We start from the raw sequence: 13,421 nt of genomic DNA on the forward strand, positions 1-13,421 counted from the left end.
CAGTTGATATTTAAATAATTCTGGGTGTTTAACTTGCAGGATCAAATATAACTGATGAATGCGGCAATATTTGTCATAATTAATCCATACCTGGAGCGTGTTTTATGTAATATCCATATAAAATCGTTTTTGTTTGTGCGCATCAAAAGCCCCTATATTTATAACCATTGACATGAATTAAAGACAATTTATGAATATATTAAGACGAGGGCGGCTTGAGGTTACACCGGACGAAGATATTATGCGATTCACTTCATCAATGGAAGCTGACAAGCGCATATTCGATGCTGATATCCAGGTTGATAAGGCTCATGTGGTCATGCTGAAAGAACAGGATATAATAAAAGAGAGCGAATGCCGTGCAATTCTTTCGGGTCTTGACAAAATAAAAAAGGATGGCATATCAGCCCTTGATACCTCCTATGAGGACGTACATATCGCTCTTGAAGCGCGCCTCATTGAAATGGTGGGTGAAGATACAGGCGGAAGGATGCATTCGGGACGGTCGCGTAATGACGAAGTTGCGACATGCATACGCCTTACGCTGCGGGCGGAGCTTTTATTTCTTATGGAGGAAGCACAGGATCTTGTTGGAACGCTCATCAAGACAGCAGGAAAACATCATGAGACCTTAATGCCCGGATACACTCATACCCAGCATGCACAACCCACTACCCTTGCTCACAATCTTCTTGCTCATGCAAATGCAATACTTCGTGATATTGAACGGATAAAAGGAGCTTTCAGGCACACCAACCAGAATCCCCTGGGAGCTGCCGCGTTTGCTTCCACAGGTTTTCCGATAAACAGGAAAAGGACAACTGAACTTCTCGGTTTTGATTCGGCAATCGAAAATTCCATGGATGCAGTCAGCACGCGCGATTTCATCATCGAAAGCATAAGCTGTTTTTCAAACATGATGACAAATCTGGGCAGAATGGCAGAAGAACTGATACTCTGGAGTTCATCGGAATTCGGATTTATTGAACTTGACGACAGTTATTCATCAACGTCCTCGATCATGCCGCAAAAGAAAAACCCCGATATTGCCGAACTCATGCGCGCAAAAACCGGGACTGTTAACGGCGCACTTGTGTCTGTACTGACGATATGCAAAGCCCTTCCTTACAGCTACAATCGCGACCTTCAGGAAGCAACACCGCACCTGTGGCGCGCCCTTGATACGGTGCGGGCTTCGGTACGAATGGCCCGGGGTATGATCGGGACAATGAGTGTCAAGAAAAATGCCATGATAACAGCAACAAATACAGGTTTTATGACAGCTACAGAGCTTGCTGATGTCATTGTCAGGACTACGGGTATTCCTTTTCGGACCGCACACCATATTGTCGGCTCAATTGCAAAAACAGGTTCGGTTCCAGCTCTTTCAATACTTGATGAACTCTCATCAGAAATAATACATGAGAAATTAAGCGATAGGGGCCTAACAGGAAAAGCTATCAGGGAGGCTCTTGACCCTGTGGATAATGTCAGGAAACGTAAAGTAATGGGGGGTCCTTCGCCTCTTGAAACAAAAAGACAGATTGCTGTTATTAAGAAAAAGATAGTGACAATCGAAAAAGATATTGGATTACTTCATAAAAAAATAAACGAAGCATCGGATAAACTCACAAAAGCCTGCAAAAAATGCACATGAACCGAAGCAAGGCAGATATGGCAGATATAAATATAATACCTTGCATATAAGGTCCGGGACTAAAGAGGCAATATTATGAACGAGGAAAAATCTGCACAGATTACTATTAATTCAATACCGGATGAAAAAAGAGAGCATGGCAGCATCCCACTGTCTCCGCTGCCTCTTTCTGACAGCAAGCAAGCTTTCTGCGTCGCATTGCCAATATCGGGCGGAAGACCCATAAAAGTAATGGGGAATAATCCGCATGATTTCATTTCATTCCTGAAAGATTCTTCAGTAGCATGGTTAAATTTTCCAGTAAAAGACATCAAAAAGGATGCAGAAATTATTGCAATGTCCCTGGGATTCAGTTCATCACTTGCGCCTACAATCCTGTCCAATTATCTTTCTGCCTATGAAGACAGGGATACGGAAATGGGATTGATGCTTCCTGCCGTTGCAGTAAAGAAATTTGATGTTCTTATAAGCCCGATACTTTTCCTCATAAGAAAAGACCTGATCGTAACAATTCATGAAGATAACGTGACACGTCTTGTGCGTCTTTCCCGCTATGCTGACGCATTTATGAGAAAAATAAAGCCAAATCTGGTACTTGAAGACAAATTGACAATAATCCTGACAAGGCTCATAGATGAAAACATTAACAGGAATTTTGACCATTTAAGACAGATTGAATCCCAGGGGGATGAATTGAGCAAGATCCTGATGGATCCTATGAGCCCGCGAGGAATGATCGCTCCTGAGATCCATAACATGAAACATGCCCTTATAAGTTATATGGATACTCTCTGGGCCACCCTTGATGTAGTGAACTCACTCAGGCACGGTGATGCCGAATTGATAAGCGACAGCCCGAAATTGCTTGCAAGAGTTGGTATTCTTTCAGATGACGTGAACAGGCATATTGCCCTGAGCGAACACATGTCCGATGTGCTTGCTTCAGGACTGGAAGTGCTTCAGAGTATATACAACAACCAGCTTCAGATATTAAATAACAGGCTGGCTCTTGTCATGACATGGTTGACCATATTAGGTACGGCAGTTCTGGTTCCAAATACTATTGCCACCGTACTGGGAAATGCGGCTTTCGATATGGGGCCCGGGGACCGGGGCTGGTATGTGATACTTATTATTTTCTCTACAATAATCGCAACTTGGGCAGCATACTGGTGGATTAGTAAAAAAGGATTAATGCCAAAAGTAGTGGAATGATTATTTCTTCTTTGATTTCGAATCTTTGGATGCATTAATAGCCAATATTATTATCACTACCAGACCAAGTATAACTACAAGGGGTAATACGATTCCCTCAAGAGAACTTTTCTCTGGTGTTTTTTCAATTACCGGTGTTTCTATGGCGGTTGGTGTGATCATCGGTCCTGTAACAACGGGAGTGGAGGATACCGTAGATATAACTCCAGGTTTTTGAAGATTCAATAACTCAATTAGTTTATTTCCCCTGATGTCTGTAGCCTCATAAAGAATTGTATTCCCATCCCTGCTCCACGTGGGATTTCCCTGATTGAAACCATCTTCCATAAGACGTCTTTTCCCGGTGCCATCAGGGTTAATGATAAATATCTTTTCACTGCTTGCTAATTGGGCTTCAGTCGAAACAAAAAGAATACCATCCCTTCCCCAATTCAAATTATATTTCTTAAATGCATCATCTGTTACCTGTGTTATGCCAGTACCATCGGCACTGGCAATGTATAATTGATCAAGATTCTTTTTGTCCTGTGATATAAAAACAAAGGAAGTGCCGTCCGGGCTCCACCTGGGGTTCCACTGGCGCGAGGTATCATTAATTACCATTCTCAGTCCGGTTCCATCGATATTTACTTCAAATATCTTTTCATCTCCGTTTTTACCAAATGATGTGAATAATATCTTTTCCTCTGCTGGATTCCATGAGGCTGCGCCCCAGAAACGATCTCTCTTTATAGGTTCTTTTCCCTGGCGGATGGTTTCATTGAGTAATTTTCGATTTTCCGGCCCATCCGGTGAAACAATGTATATTTTTTCTATGCCATCATTGTCATAGGACATATAGGAGATTGCATCCGTTAACCATTCAATTCCCCATTTTCGATTTGGGTCATTGGTTAACTGTTTTCTTCCTGAACCATCGGTCCTTATAGTGAAGATCTGCTGATTATTTGATGTATCATAAGAAACATATGCCACTGTGGCGCCATCCGGGCTTATTGCAGTACTCCAGAAATCTTTATCCGGAATATTGACTGTAGCATTACTTTCTATAATAAGGTCAGCAGAAACCGGAGCCGAAAATAACGTTATTAAGAATAAATAAATGAATATATTTGATATTTTCATAAAACCCGGCCGATTATATATCTATTTACCATAATAAATGTTACGCTGCTATTACAGTTCCAATTTATAATTACTTATTTATCAAAATTATACAATGATGTTTGTTGGTCAGATTTTTTTTTATTCATCCCCTGGTTAGATGCAATTGATTCTGGCAATTCAACACTTCCATATTGTCCTCCCCCGCCTGGATTTACCTTTACCTTCCCTTCCCTGAAAGCAATTACAGCATTGATAACCCGCGCATCTGCTCCTGACGTCTTTATATCCGCATCAATGAGCACTGCTACTTCGGACCCATATTGGTCAATCAGAGCATTCCAGGCGTTCCGGACGCCTTTAGTATTGGGGCCGACCCCCAGCGCTTTTGCGATTATTTCTGATAATGGGATGATGTGAATATATGGAGGCCTGTGACCGGGATATTGCGGTTCATCAAAAGAAGAAAGTTCATTTACCCTGTCCTTTACCCCTTTTTTTATAATTCCCCCGCATGGACATTTCCAGTTTCTCATGACACTCTCCTTTATTGTATAATGGGTGAAACACCGGATACATGCGCTCTCATTGTATTTTCCTTCCTCTGGCGGCATTCCCACGTTAAGAACAGGTTTTCTTCCTTTTTCCCGGATTATTGCCATCTTCAGTTCATCAAAACTTATGTCTTCCATTTCAAAACGGTTGAACTCGCGGGCGAGCTTATTGACATAAGGTGAATGTGCATCGGAGTTTGAGAGGTATGTGAGGCATTTAAGTTCTGCGATCCTGTCTGCATAAGAAGTATCTGCGCTCAATCCCAGTTCCAGGAAATAAATATGCTTATGCATATCCCCATAGCATTCTTTGAGTGAATTATGATATGCATACATCGCAGTCCATGGAGTGAAAGCATGCGAAGGCCCGATAAGGGCGCCTGCCGATATTGCAGCGTCGGCGATCTCTTTACCATCCAGCCTGACATTAGGCCTGCCGTTGGAATCTATGTCTTTTGAATGAGGTTTCATAAATTCATACAGCTCCTCTGCTTTGGAAATTGAAGGGACGATCAGGAGATGATGAACCTGGTTTACGTCTTCGATCTCGGTTGTGAGAACAAAAATGGCATCTTTTTTTGTATTTGTTTTTTTAGAATTTAGCCTGAAAATACCGTTTTCTTCCTTTAGCGTTTTGATATCTGAAAGCCACCCTGGATGGAGGCAATCCCCAGTAGCCACAAGCTGGATACCTTTCTTCATCGATTCCGAAGCTAAGGTGGGAATATCCATTTTCGGGGACGTTGCCTTGCTGTACTTTGAATGAATATGAAGGTCTGCGTTTACTAGCATAGGGAACTAATAAACTGGAAAAGATATAGGGCTTATGCTTATCATGTCGGCGCGTGACATGACAGAAAGTGAAAAGAAGAAATAAGCTTTTGAATTAGGCAAAATCCAGAAAATCTTATGGCTGCTGGAATAAGTAACTGTTTTTTGGCTCTTCATGTGCTTTGTCGTTTAAATCTATATTACCAATCAATTAAAAATCACTAATCTTTATAGTTCTAACTTTATCTTTATTTACAACTACGAAATTTCCTTCAAATGAGAGTTTTTCCTCTAATAAAAGCCATTTTAGTACCTGCAATATATACGCAGGTGATTTTGGTGCCACTCGCAAGAGAATAATCCCTGCTGGTTTATCATACTTCTCCTTATAAATTAGTTCTCCAAAGTCTTTATCGAATGTGATTATCACCCACTTATTTCTTGAAGATATTTCCAGTATCTTCGCATCACTTGATCCTGCGAACTCTCTTCCATAACTGATATTATCTTAAGTCCTTCCTTCCTTAATTATTTAATTACATAGAAAGGAACGTTTTCGTCGGCCAAAAAGGTGAGTAAATTGTTCAAACGGTGGCCTTTTCGGGAATTAAATAGATATGTTCTTCTTTCAGGAGCGACAGCGAATATTCTAATGCTGCAAGAATATCCTCTTTTTTGATATGGGGATAGTTCTCCATTATTTCTTCGTGAGTCCAGTTGTTTGCCAGCAGTTCCAGCAGCATCTCAACAGATATTCGAGTTCCTTTTATAACTGGCTTTCCACAAAGAATATTGGGATCGCATATAATGCGCTTGAAAATTTCCGTTTGCATGATGATCCAACATATAATTAGCCATGCGCTTATATAAATGTCTTGTCGTTGGATAAGTCACTATCTTAATATTAAATCCCTTGAAGTTGAGATGTTCCCGAAGTACCCACTTGCGCTACATTCAGCCAGCGCTGGTCTTTTGTGAAAGGGGTCACTGGAGCAGCCGATGATAGGGATGTCGGGCTAACCGCATTAGAGGGGAATCGGAATTTAAGAAATTTTATGCTTGCAAGAAATTACAAACACTTTGATGGCTTCGCTTTATGAAAAAGAAAACCGCAGATGAACGCGGATAAACGCAGATTTGTTGCTTCGCATCTTATCTACGACGAATTACCGAAATTGAGCGCGGCCTATTTAGCGAAATCTGTAATGTGAAAACGTATGAGCCGCTGGTTCATCTTTATGTGGTGGCGCCGGAGGATGATTTACATTATCTCTACCTTTTGTTCTTGCGAACTTTTCAGGGTGATATATTTATAATTATTAACATATTAAAGTTTGGCGCCGATACGTCATAGATGCAATCATTTACATTATAAACCGCACAACACAGGTACTAAACTCGTAGGAACGTTACATACGAAACCATTAAGATCAAAGGATTTTATTTAAGTCATCAAATGAAGAGCGAAATTAAATTGACATGGAAAGATGTTGTAAAAGAAGCTCTTGAAAAAACAGGTAATTACGGGCATCTGGAAGAAATAAATTCAAAAATCGAGGGGCATTGGAAAACCGAAACAAATCCCACCTGGAAAGATACAGTAAGGAGGACGCTGCAGCAGTATAGCATTTTTTATCAGAAAGAAAAAGGGAGCGGCGTATGGTACCTCAAAGAAGAAAAACCTATTGACGAATTTGACCCGAAGAAGAACCCGGACTCGCCGCATGAAAATGTCCAGGGGATACTGCTTGTACTCGGGAGGATATATGGCTATGAGACCTCGGCAGCGATCAATGACGCCAAGAAGAAATTTATGAATATCCTATCCATAACTGTGCTTGATGTAAGCGCCTATAAGTCCAAAAATGTTAAGAAGAACCTGTCAGAATCAGGGAATTTTGCTTCATGCAGCATCCCACTTTGTGATTTTCGACTTAAACACACATATTTAATGTTGAAATAATAACTCTCAATACTAATATAACAAGGAAAGATTATTAATCTTAAGGACGTATAAATCAAAGAGATTGATCAGATGACAGACGCCAATATCATTGATGAAAAAGCAAGGCACATCTACGAAACGCATAGGGAAGAATGGGAGAAATTGTATTGGAAAGATCATTGCCGTAGATATCGAGGAGAATAACCTCGTTTCTGTTGGAGAACACATTAGTGATGTCGATCTCGAAGCCAGGAAAAAGCGACCAAGTCACAGGCTTTTCATGCGTAGGGTAGGTAAAAATCCAGCTACCGTCAGGCTAAGGAAACATGCCTGAAAAAGCATCTTTTGATTATATAGACAACGACCCGCTTGTATCACAGTTACCCTTATAAACCCAGTCTCTAAAAAGAAGGCAAAGGCTTTTGCCTATCTCAATATGGGTTCGGACACAGTTGTTATACTAAGGGAACTTTGGCTGAAGCTGGGGCTGGAAATGCTTTATCGTCCAATATTTGCGTGGTGGGAGGAATAGTCACTGCATGGTATACCAGAATAAACATGGAATTCCTTGATGATAAACACAAAGAAATCATCGCTTTCTATCAGGATGAGAGAGATGTTCTGATAGGGCGAAATGTCATGGATGAGTATTCAATTACATTTGATGGCAGAAACTCGAGTTTAATAATAAATCCATGACCTACAGCGAAAGGTGAATATATTTATTATAATATAACTATTAAAAATATAGCGCCGACATTTCTGAAACATCCGATATATATCATAACCAGAGTAAGAACATATTTCGACAGGATGGACTGGATTGACAGGATTCGAACCGCAGCTTTCATGAAATCCCCAGGCGGCGCGCTCCCATGTCCCGATAGCCGTCCCGGGTTACGTCCGATTGTGACGTGCCGAGAATCATCGAGTCGATGGGCGCCGGGATTTTAGAAAAAAAGAGTCTTAGCAATTTGAAACAGCAGATTTATATGAAACGGTGTAGAACTTATATTAGTATACTTCATCATGCGTTCCTAAATCTATTAGCAAGATTTTCTTTTTTTCTTTATCCACGAATCTAAATATCAATCTTTGCTCATAATTTATCCGCATTCCCCATGACCCTTTTAAGATACCACTTAAGCTATGTGTTTTCAAAGATGGATGAAAGGGATCGATCACAAATAATTCCATTTTATTCCTGAATTGCTCCTTTAAATCAGGATGTTTCTGGCACCACTTTTTAAATAGTCTTTTAAACTTCTCATCCCATATAAGTTCAATCATTCAGGTCTTTCCAGAGTTCTTCAAGCTTCCCGCTCTTTACATTATCCTCTTTGTAAGCCTTCAATGCTTCTTTTACCCTTTTAGATATTTCAATCCTTCTTAACTCAATCTGCCTTTTAGAAAGAATATTCAATAGATACTCCCTATCATCAAATTCTAAATGTTCTGCTTCTTCGAGAACTTTATCAAGGGTAACCATTTTGTTCATCATTTTACCACGATATTTCTTGTTTGCCTTACTATTTAAATAAATCCATTTTACAAGCATTTTCATTTTATTACGCGCCGGAAATCAATCGAGTCGATGGACTCCGGGGTTTAAGCGAAAATGATTACACTCCATTTATTCTATAGATGATACTCGAAAATTATCGCTTGCGCTGATGGATAAAGGTGTAATGTTAGCTGTTGTTATCTTAAATAGCGGATTTATTTAACTTATATAACTCCAAAATGTCTAAGATATCTCTATCGGTAGTTAGAGTCTCAATATCATTAAAATTATTAGCAAATATTGTTCTCATGAGAGTATCCTTCTGTCCTTTATTCAATGAATTGATTTTGGCTTCTAATTTATTTCTATCATCATTATTTAAGTGGATATTTCTATGAATTATATAATCTTCTGGCAATGTAACTATCTTCAGAAATTCTTCTACATCTTTCCCAAATGCTCTCTCAAAGAATTTCTTTTTTGGACTAACTACCCCATGGGTAGCAAGTAATACACATTGAACACCCCTTAAATATTTTTTATTCCAATTTCGACCAATATATTTCCTATTTTTACTAAAATTGCCATGTATCGGGGAATACTTCATTGGAAACGACCAAATCCGACTTTCATATCCATTTCTCTCAAATTCCTCATTCAATTCCACATTAATTTTTAACCTTTCATAAAAATCTTCTGGTGTATCCTCAAAGTTAAATAAAATATAATTTGATAAAATTTTAATTCCGTGTTCCGCTGCTAACCTTACTTTTTCTACGTAAGTATCTTTAAATTTTATATCATCAAAAGCGATTCGCAACGGGTAAATAGCAATTTCACTTAACAGTTTCATTTTTTCTTTTGTTAGTAATCTTGAATCTATACCTTGATTAAAATCTACATAACGATTTGAAAAAAACTTTCTGCCGTTTATGTTTAGAGAATATTTAGCCCCTTTTTCAAAACCAGCAGATTTGATCTCATCAATTATTTTTGGAAATTCCTTAGAGGCTAAAATATTATTGTCGAGTAAAAGTAAATGTTTTTTTTCTCCGAATTCCTTTTTTATGGCTTCTACTTGCTTAGCAATTGATATACTATTTGTAAAATGTGGTTCTATTATTGGCACAGCACAAAATTTGCATTTTCTAATACAGCCCCTTGTAGCATAAGCAATATAAGAATCATTTGTTGGATAAGAATATCCTAATAAACTATTTGATTTCTGATCTATAATTGAATAATCTGGAAGAATAGAATCTATTTTGTCATCATCTGTATAGCGCAACTTCCATTGCTCATTTAATAAACCCTCAACTATAGTTACATCAATCTCTTTTTTTATTTCATCTTTCATTAAGGTGGCCATTACGCCACCAACAAAAATATGGGAAGGGTGCCTAACACTTTGGCTGTAATATTTTATTGTCTTAATGGTTTTATTCCAATAAAAGGTAAACAAGGTTGAGATATAGATTCTATCCCAAATCTGTTCTTTTAATGTTGGTGAACATCCCTTGTAAAAAACTACATTATCTCCTCTTTGTTTATGATAGGTAGATATTTTCATTAATCCCAGAGGTGGGTATTTATTCTTATAATCAGGTTCTATTAGTAAAATATTTTCCATAACATGAACAAACTAATTTATTGATTGCATTATATAATTTTCAATTGTCAAAATGTAATCCCCATATATCTTGTTTTAATGCCATTATCAGATTCAAAGAGGTCATTAATTACGATAAATTTAGATGTAAAATAATCAAGAACTCTCATAGGATACCTTTCATTTAATAGTTCCACTGGATTTTTTCCAGTATAACCATCTGAATTTCCTATAAGTTCGCACTCAAAAACGAATGTTAGCATATTTGTTAGATTACTTCTACCATCATAATGGTCGCCCCTATAAGAAAATCTTTCACAACAAACTACGTCAAAACTCTCCCTAGTTCCCATATTTATGACCATTTTAGGAATTGATATTAAAAGATATTCGCGATAATCAATTTGATCGAAAATATAAGAGTTCATATTAATATTATATTTTTCAAAAAATTTCTTTTTAAATTGAATTTGTCTAGGATTAACAAGATTATCTTTAACAATATTATCAAGTTTTTCTTTACCGCTAAGAATATCATCATCTTTACGAGCAGGTAATGTTAGGAACAATGTGAATGAGGTATGTCTAATTTTCTGAATTTGAAAAGTTCTAAGTATTGAATTAGTAACCTTCTCTTTATTTACAGAATATTTCCAATAAAATAAGGGTGAAGTAAAATCTAAATTTATAACATCGAATGGAAACCATCTCTGAGCTTTGTCAGGTATTGAAGTATTATACGCTCCAACAAGGTCTTCGTATTCACCATTATGATGTCTAGCATCAGGAAGTTTTTCTTGGATTCTTGCAAATTTCTCTGAATCAGTTTCACAAAAACCTACGCTCTTGTATTTAGTTCTTCCATTGATTTGCAGCGTTTTTAAAAGTCCCATCCCTTCAAGTATTTTTATATCGTAACACCCTTCCGCTGGAAACGTAAGATATCTTACGAAATCTGAATGACATTTCTCCTTCCTTATTCTTGCATATTTAGACCATACTTCATGTCTTATATACTTTTTTTGGGGTGTATTGAAGACTTCTTCATCTGCCTTTCTATTGAAAAAACCATCTTCGGGCATTTATCTCCTCCATTCTTCAAGGTTTTTAAAAAATAATTGTTTTAATTTGTTAATATTTCCTCCAGAGTTCTCCAGAGATATTTCAAATAAAGTCAAAATTTCTTCTAATGATTCTTTGTCCTTCTTTTTAAGTCTTTTAAACACATTATGGCGATCGTTTAAAATAATTATTCTCTTCTTATTATCTACAACTACTGGCTCAGATTGGTTAAAATCCTGTAATTTCAAATAATCCGATAATTCTTTTTCTTTAGACTTCTGTGAAATGTGAAATATTTTTACGCTGGGTATTGTCTTTTCTTTTTCTGGTATTTCCACTCTTATTGGAACTTCCGTTTTAACTGGAATTTCTATTCTTGGTGGTGTTGTTACTTTTGAAATTTCTTCTTTCTTTCTGGGTTGCTGTAAAACATTATTAATTATTTCAGTTCTCTTTTCAGCTTGAATTATTTTCGTTTTTTCCTTTCTTTCTTCGTATCTCGCTCTTGCCCTTTTGAAAATAATATCATGTAAAATATTATGTATATATCTCTGAATATACATATAATGTGGATGATTAATCACAAAAGAGTTTCTGTTAATATTTAAAGAATCCTCTAATCCTTCATCAACATATATTTCACCAAATGTCCATGCCATCCATAGTTTTTCCATCCAAGGATAATTAAGAAAATTTCGATCCGCTTTTCCAATTGAAACGTTGCGTACTCGAACTAATACCCCTTGAAAATCAACGGGAATTATTCGATTTTTTTGATTATAGAAATAACCCCTGAATTTGAGATGCTTATTATCTACTATTTGTTTTTCCTCAAAGAAATATACATCGAAATCTTCCCCTTCTATTTTTATATCATCTGAATTTGGTAGGATTATTGGTTTCCGTAAATCTATTCCATCGATCTCAACTGAAAAATCATATTTTTTGATATCATCAACTATTTTTTTGAGGACAGGATGCATATTCTTGATATTAAGTGGTCCATTAGGTAAATAGGGGACTGGAACTGTATTCGCAATGTCAAAAACAAATTGCCAATATGTACCGACATTTTTTTCAATTTCTCTAATAGTCTTTAATGAGATAATTTCAGATATTTTTTCGAATGATATATCCTCTAAATCTATTCTTTCATTTTTTTTACGTTCCTTCTCATCCATTTCCTCCAGTTTTTCTAATATTTCCTTGTCAGTAAGAATATCTATAAATTCCCGGCTTAGCTCTGATAATATGATTATAGTATAATGAGCTCCAATTTCTTCCTCTAAATTGATAAAATTGTATTGACTTACATCGTAGATATTTTCAGGTCCTCCATCTGGCTTGTATCCTTCCCCTTTATATCTGCTAAAATCTATATCAACTCTAAATTTCTTTTTCTCACCTGCCTTCGAAGAGATAACAGTCATTTTATTGCATAACTGAGAAGCTGAGATGAAACCGATACCAAATTTACCCACCAAGGGCCTCTCAAATTTGTCTGAAAACTCATTCTCTCTTCGTTTTTCAGAGTGGCTAATCCATGCGAATTTATTTTCAAAGTCATCACAATTCATTCCTATTCCATCATCTATAATTGTAAATGAATCAAGGTCTGGCTTGGCCCTTATTGTTACTTTTGAAGCACTTGCATCATAGGAATTTATTATTAATTCTTTTATTGCATTTGCGGGATTGCTATAGATTCCAGAGCTTAAATCTTTAAGAATTTTACTATGAACTTTCATATGCCCTGTTTGAGGTACATTCATTAGTTCAGGATTAAGTTCTCTACTCATTTTTTTCTTGATGAAAATTATTTTACTTCAATCTAAACTTTTCGGTAAATTTTTGTATTTAGTTATAACTTGCCTACAACTTAATTATATTTAAAAAAATTGGATAATAATTTATATATTAAAAATCAGATCAATATGATTCTTGCGTGAAATTACAGAGACTGAATACTAACCATTCCTCCAATCCCACGCCGAAGTTAG

13 protein-coding genes and 1 pseudogene are annotated in these 13,421 nt (G+C 36.9%); 5 read left to right on the forward strand and 9 right to left on the reverse strand.

Features of this window, described 5'->3' with window-relative positions:
• Positions 1-190: 190 nt before the first annotated feature.
• Together argH and FIB07_00105 are read left to right on the forward strand one after the other, a co-directional pair.
• On the forward strand, positions 191-1,657 hold the full coding sequence (gene argH / locus FIB07_00100; protein NJD51253.1) for an argininosuccinate lyase: 1,467 nt from the start codon (positions 191-193) through the stop codon (positions 1,655-1,657).
• Between the two features lie 75 nt (positions 1,658-1,732).
• Positions 1,733-2,872, forward strand: coding sequence for a magnesium transporter CorA (locus FIB07_00105; GenBank protein NJD51254.1), 1,140 nt, complete (start codon positions 1,733-1,735; stop codon positions 2,870-2,872).
• Here FIB07_00105 and FIB07_00110 read toward each other — a convergent pair whose 3' ends face one another.
• From FIB07_00110 to FIB07_00125, 4 genes are all read right to left on the reverse strand, one after another.
• Positions 2,873-3,997 carry a DUF5050 domain-containing protein gene (locus FIB07_00110; protein ID NJD51255.1) on the reverse strand — a complete coding sequence of 375 codons (1,125 nt, stop codon included), beginning with the start codon at positions 3,995-3,997 and terminating at the stop codon, positions 2,873-2,875.
• A 74-nt stretch (positions 3,998-4,071) separates the two neighbouring features.
• Positions 4,072-5,322, reverse strand: coding sequence for a TIGR00375 family protein (locus FIB07_00115; GenBank protein ID NJD51256.1), 1,251 nt, complete (start codon positions 5,320-5,322; stop codon positions 4,072-4,074).
• 190 nt (positions 5,323-5,512) lie between these two features.
• Complete coding sequence (locus tag FIB07_00120) at positions 5,513-5,731, reverse strand: hypothetical protein (GenBank protein ID NJD51257.1); 219 nt, start codon at positions 5,729-5,731, stop codon at positions 5,513-5,515.
• Between the two features lie 154 nt (positions 5,732-5,885).
• Positions 5,886-6,134 carry a DUF433 domain-containing protein gene (locus tag FIB07_00125; GenBank protein NJD51258.1) on the reverse strand — a complete coding sequence of 83 codons (249 nt, stop codon included), beginning with the start codon at positions 6,132-6,134 and terminating at the stop codon, positions 5,886-5,888.
• A 623-nt stretch (positions 6,135-6,757) separates the two neighbouring features.
• Between FIB07_00125 and FIB07_00130 the strand changes: the two genes are divergently transcribed.
• From FIB07_00130 to FIB07_00140, 3 genes are all read left to right on the forward strand, one after another.
• Positions 6,758-7,264 (forward strand): hypothetical protein, encoded by a 507-nt coding sequence (locus tag FIB07_00130; protein ID NJD51259.1) that lies wholly within the window; start codon positions 6,758-6,760, stop codon positions 7,262-7,264.
• Between the two features lie 94 nt (positions 7,265-7,358).
• The gene (locus FIB07_00135; GenBank protein NJD51260.1) at positions 7,359-7,580 is read left to right on the forward strand and encodes a hypothetical protein; all 222 of its coding nucleotides are present in this window, start codon (positions 7,359-7,361) and stop codon (positions 7,578-7,580) included.
• Positions 7,581-7,717: 137 nt separating this feature from the next.
• Complete coding sequence (locus tag FIB07_00140) at positions 7,718-7,945, forward strand: hypothetical protein (GenBank protein NJD51261.1); 228 nt, start codon at positions 7,718-7,720, stop codon at positions 7,943-7,945.
• Between the two features lie 315 nt (positions 7,946-8,260).
• Here FIB07_00140 and FIB07_00145 read toward each other — a convergent pair whose 3' ends face one another.
• From FIB07_00145 to FIB07_00165, 5 genes and pseudogenes are all read right to left on the reverse strand, one after another.
• Complete coding sequence (locus FIB07_00145; protein NJD51262.1) at positions 8,261-8,536, reverse strand: type II toxin-antitoxin system mRNA interferase toxin, RelE/StbE family; 276 nt, start codon at positions 8,534-8,536, stop codon at positions 8,261-8,263.
• Positions 8,529-8,810 (reverse strand): hypothetical protein, encoded by a 282-nt coding sequence (locus tag FIB07_00150; protein ID NJD51263.1) that lies wholly within the window; start codon positions 8,808-8,810, stop codon positions 8,529-8,531. Before FIB07_00150 ends, FIB07_00145 begins: the two co-directional genes overlap by 8 nt.
• Before the next feature lie 307 nt (positions 8,811-9,117).
• Positions 9,118-10,380 (reverse strand): annotated as a pseudogene (locus FIB07_00155) (cobalamin-binding domain-containing protein).
• A 47-nt stretch (positions 10,381-10,427) separates the two neighbouring features.
• Positions 10,428-11,441, reverse strand: coding sequence for a hypothetical protein (locus tag FIB07_00160; GenBank protein ID NJD51264.1), 1,014 nt, complete (start codon positions 11,439-11,441; stop codon positions 10,428-10,430).
• Positions 11,442-13,220: a hypothetical protein gene (locus tag FIB07_00165; GenBank protein NJD51265.1), complete on the reverse strand. Its 1,779-nt coding sequence runs from the start codon at positions 13,218-13,220 to the stop codon at positions 11,442-11,444.
• Positions 13,221-13,421 lie beyond the last annotated feature (201 nt).

It is taken from the genome of Candidatus Methanoperedens sp. (assembly GCA_012026795.1).
Lineage (GTDB): Archaea > Halobacteriota > Methanosarcinia > Methanosarcinales > Methanoperedenaceae > Methanoperedens.

What these genes read in the sequence shown, in the direction of transcription:
- argH (NJD51253.1), top strand. Translation starts at nt 191, where the DNA reads ATGAATATATTAAGACGAGGGCGGCTTGAGGTTACACCGGACGAAGAT.
- FIB07_00105 (NJD51254.1), top strand. Translation starts at nt 1,733, where the DNA reads ATGAACGAGGAAAAATCTGCACAGATTACTATTAATTCAATACCGGAT.
- FIB07_00110 (NJD51255.1), bottom strand. Translation starts at nt 3,997, where the DNA reads ATGAAAATATCAAATATATTCATTTATTTATTCTTAATAACGTTATTT.
- FIB07_00115 (NJD51256.1), bottom strand. Translation starts at nt 5,322, where the DNA reads ATGCTAGTAAACGCAGACCTTCATATTCATTCAAAGTACAGCAAGGCA.
- FIB07_00125 (NJD51258.1), bottom strand. Translation starts at nt 6,134, where the DNA reads ATGCAAACGGAAATTTTCAAGCGCATTATATGCGATCCCAATATTCTT.
- FIB07_00130 (NJD51259.1), top strand. Translation starts at nt 6,758, where the DNA reads ATGAAGAGCGAAATTAAATTGACATGGAAAGATGTTGTAAAAGAAGCT.
- FIB07_00135 (NJD51260.1), top strand. Translation starts at nt 7,359, where the DNA reads ATGAAAAAGCAAGGCACATCTACGAAACGCATAGGGAAGAATGGGAGA.
- FIB07_00145 (NJD51262.1), bottom strand. Translation starts at nt 8,536, where the DNA reads ATGATTGAACTTATATGGGATGAGAAGTTTAAAAGACTATTTAAAAAG.
- FIB07_00150 (NJD51263.1), bottom strand. Translation starts at nt 8,810, where the DNA reads ATGAAAATGCTTGTAAAATGGATTTATTTAAATAGTAAGGCAAACAAG.
- FIB07_00160 (NJD51264.1), bottom strand. Translation starts at nt 11,441, where the DNA reads ATGCCCGAAGATGGTTTTTTCAATAGAAAGGCAGATGAAGAAGTCTTC.
- FIB07_00165 (NJD51265.1), bottom strand. Translation starts at nt 13,220, where the DNA reads ATGAGTAGAGAACTTAATCCTGAACTAATGAATGTACCTCAAACAGGG.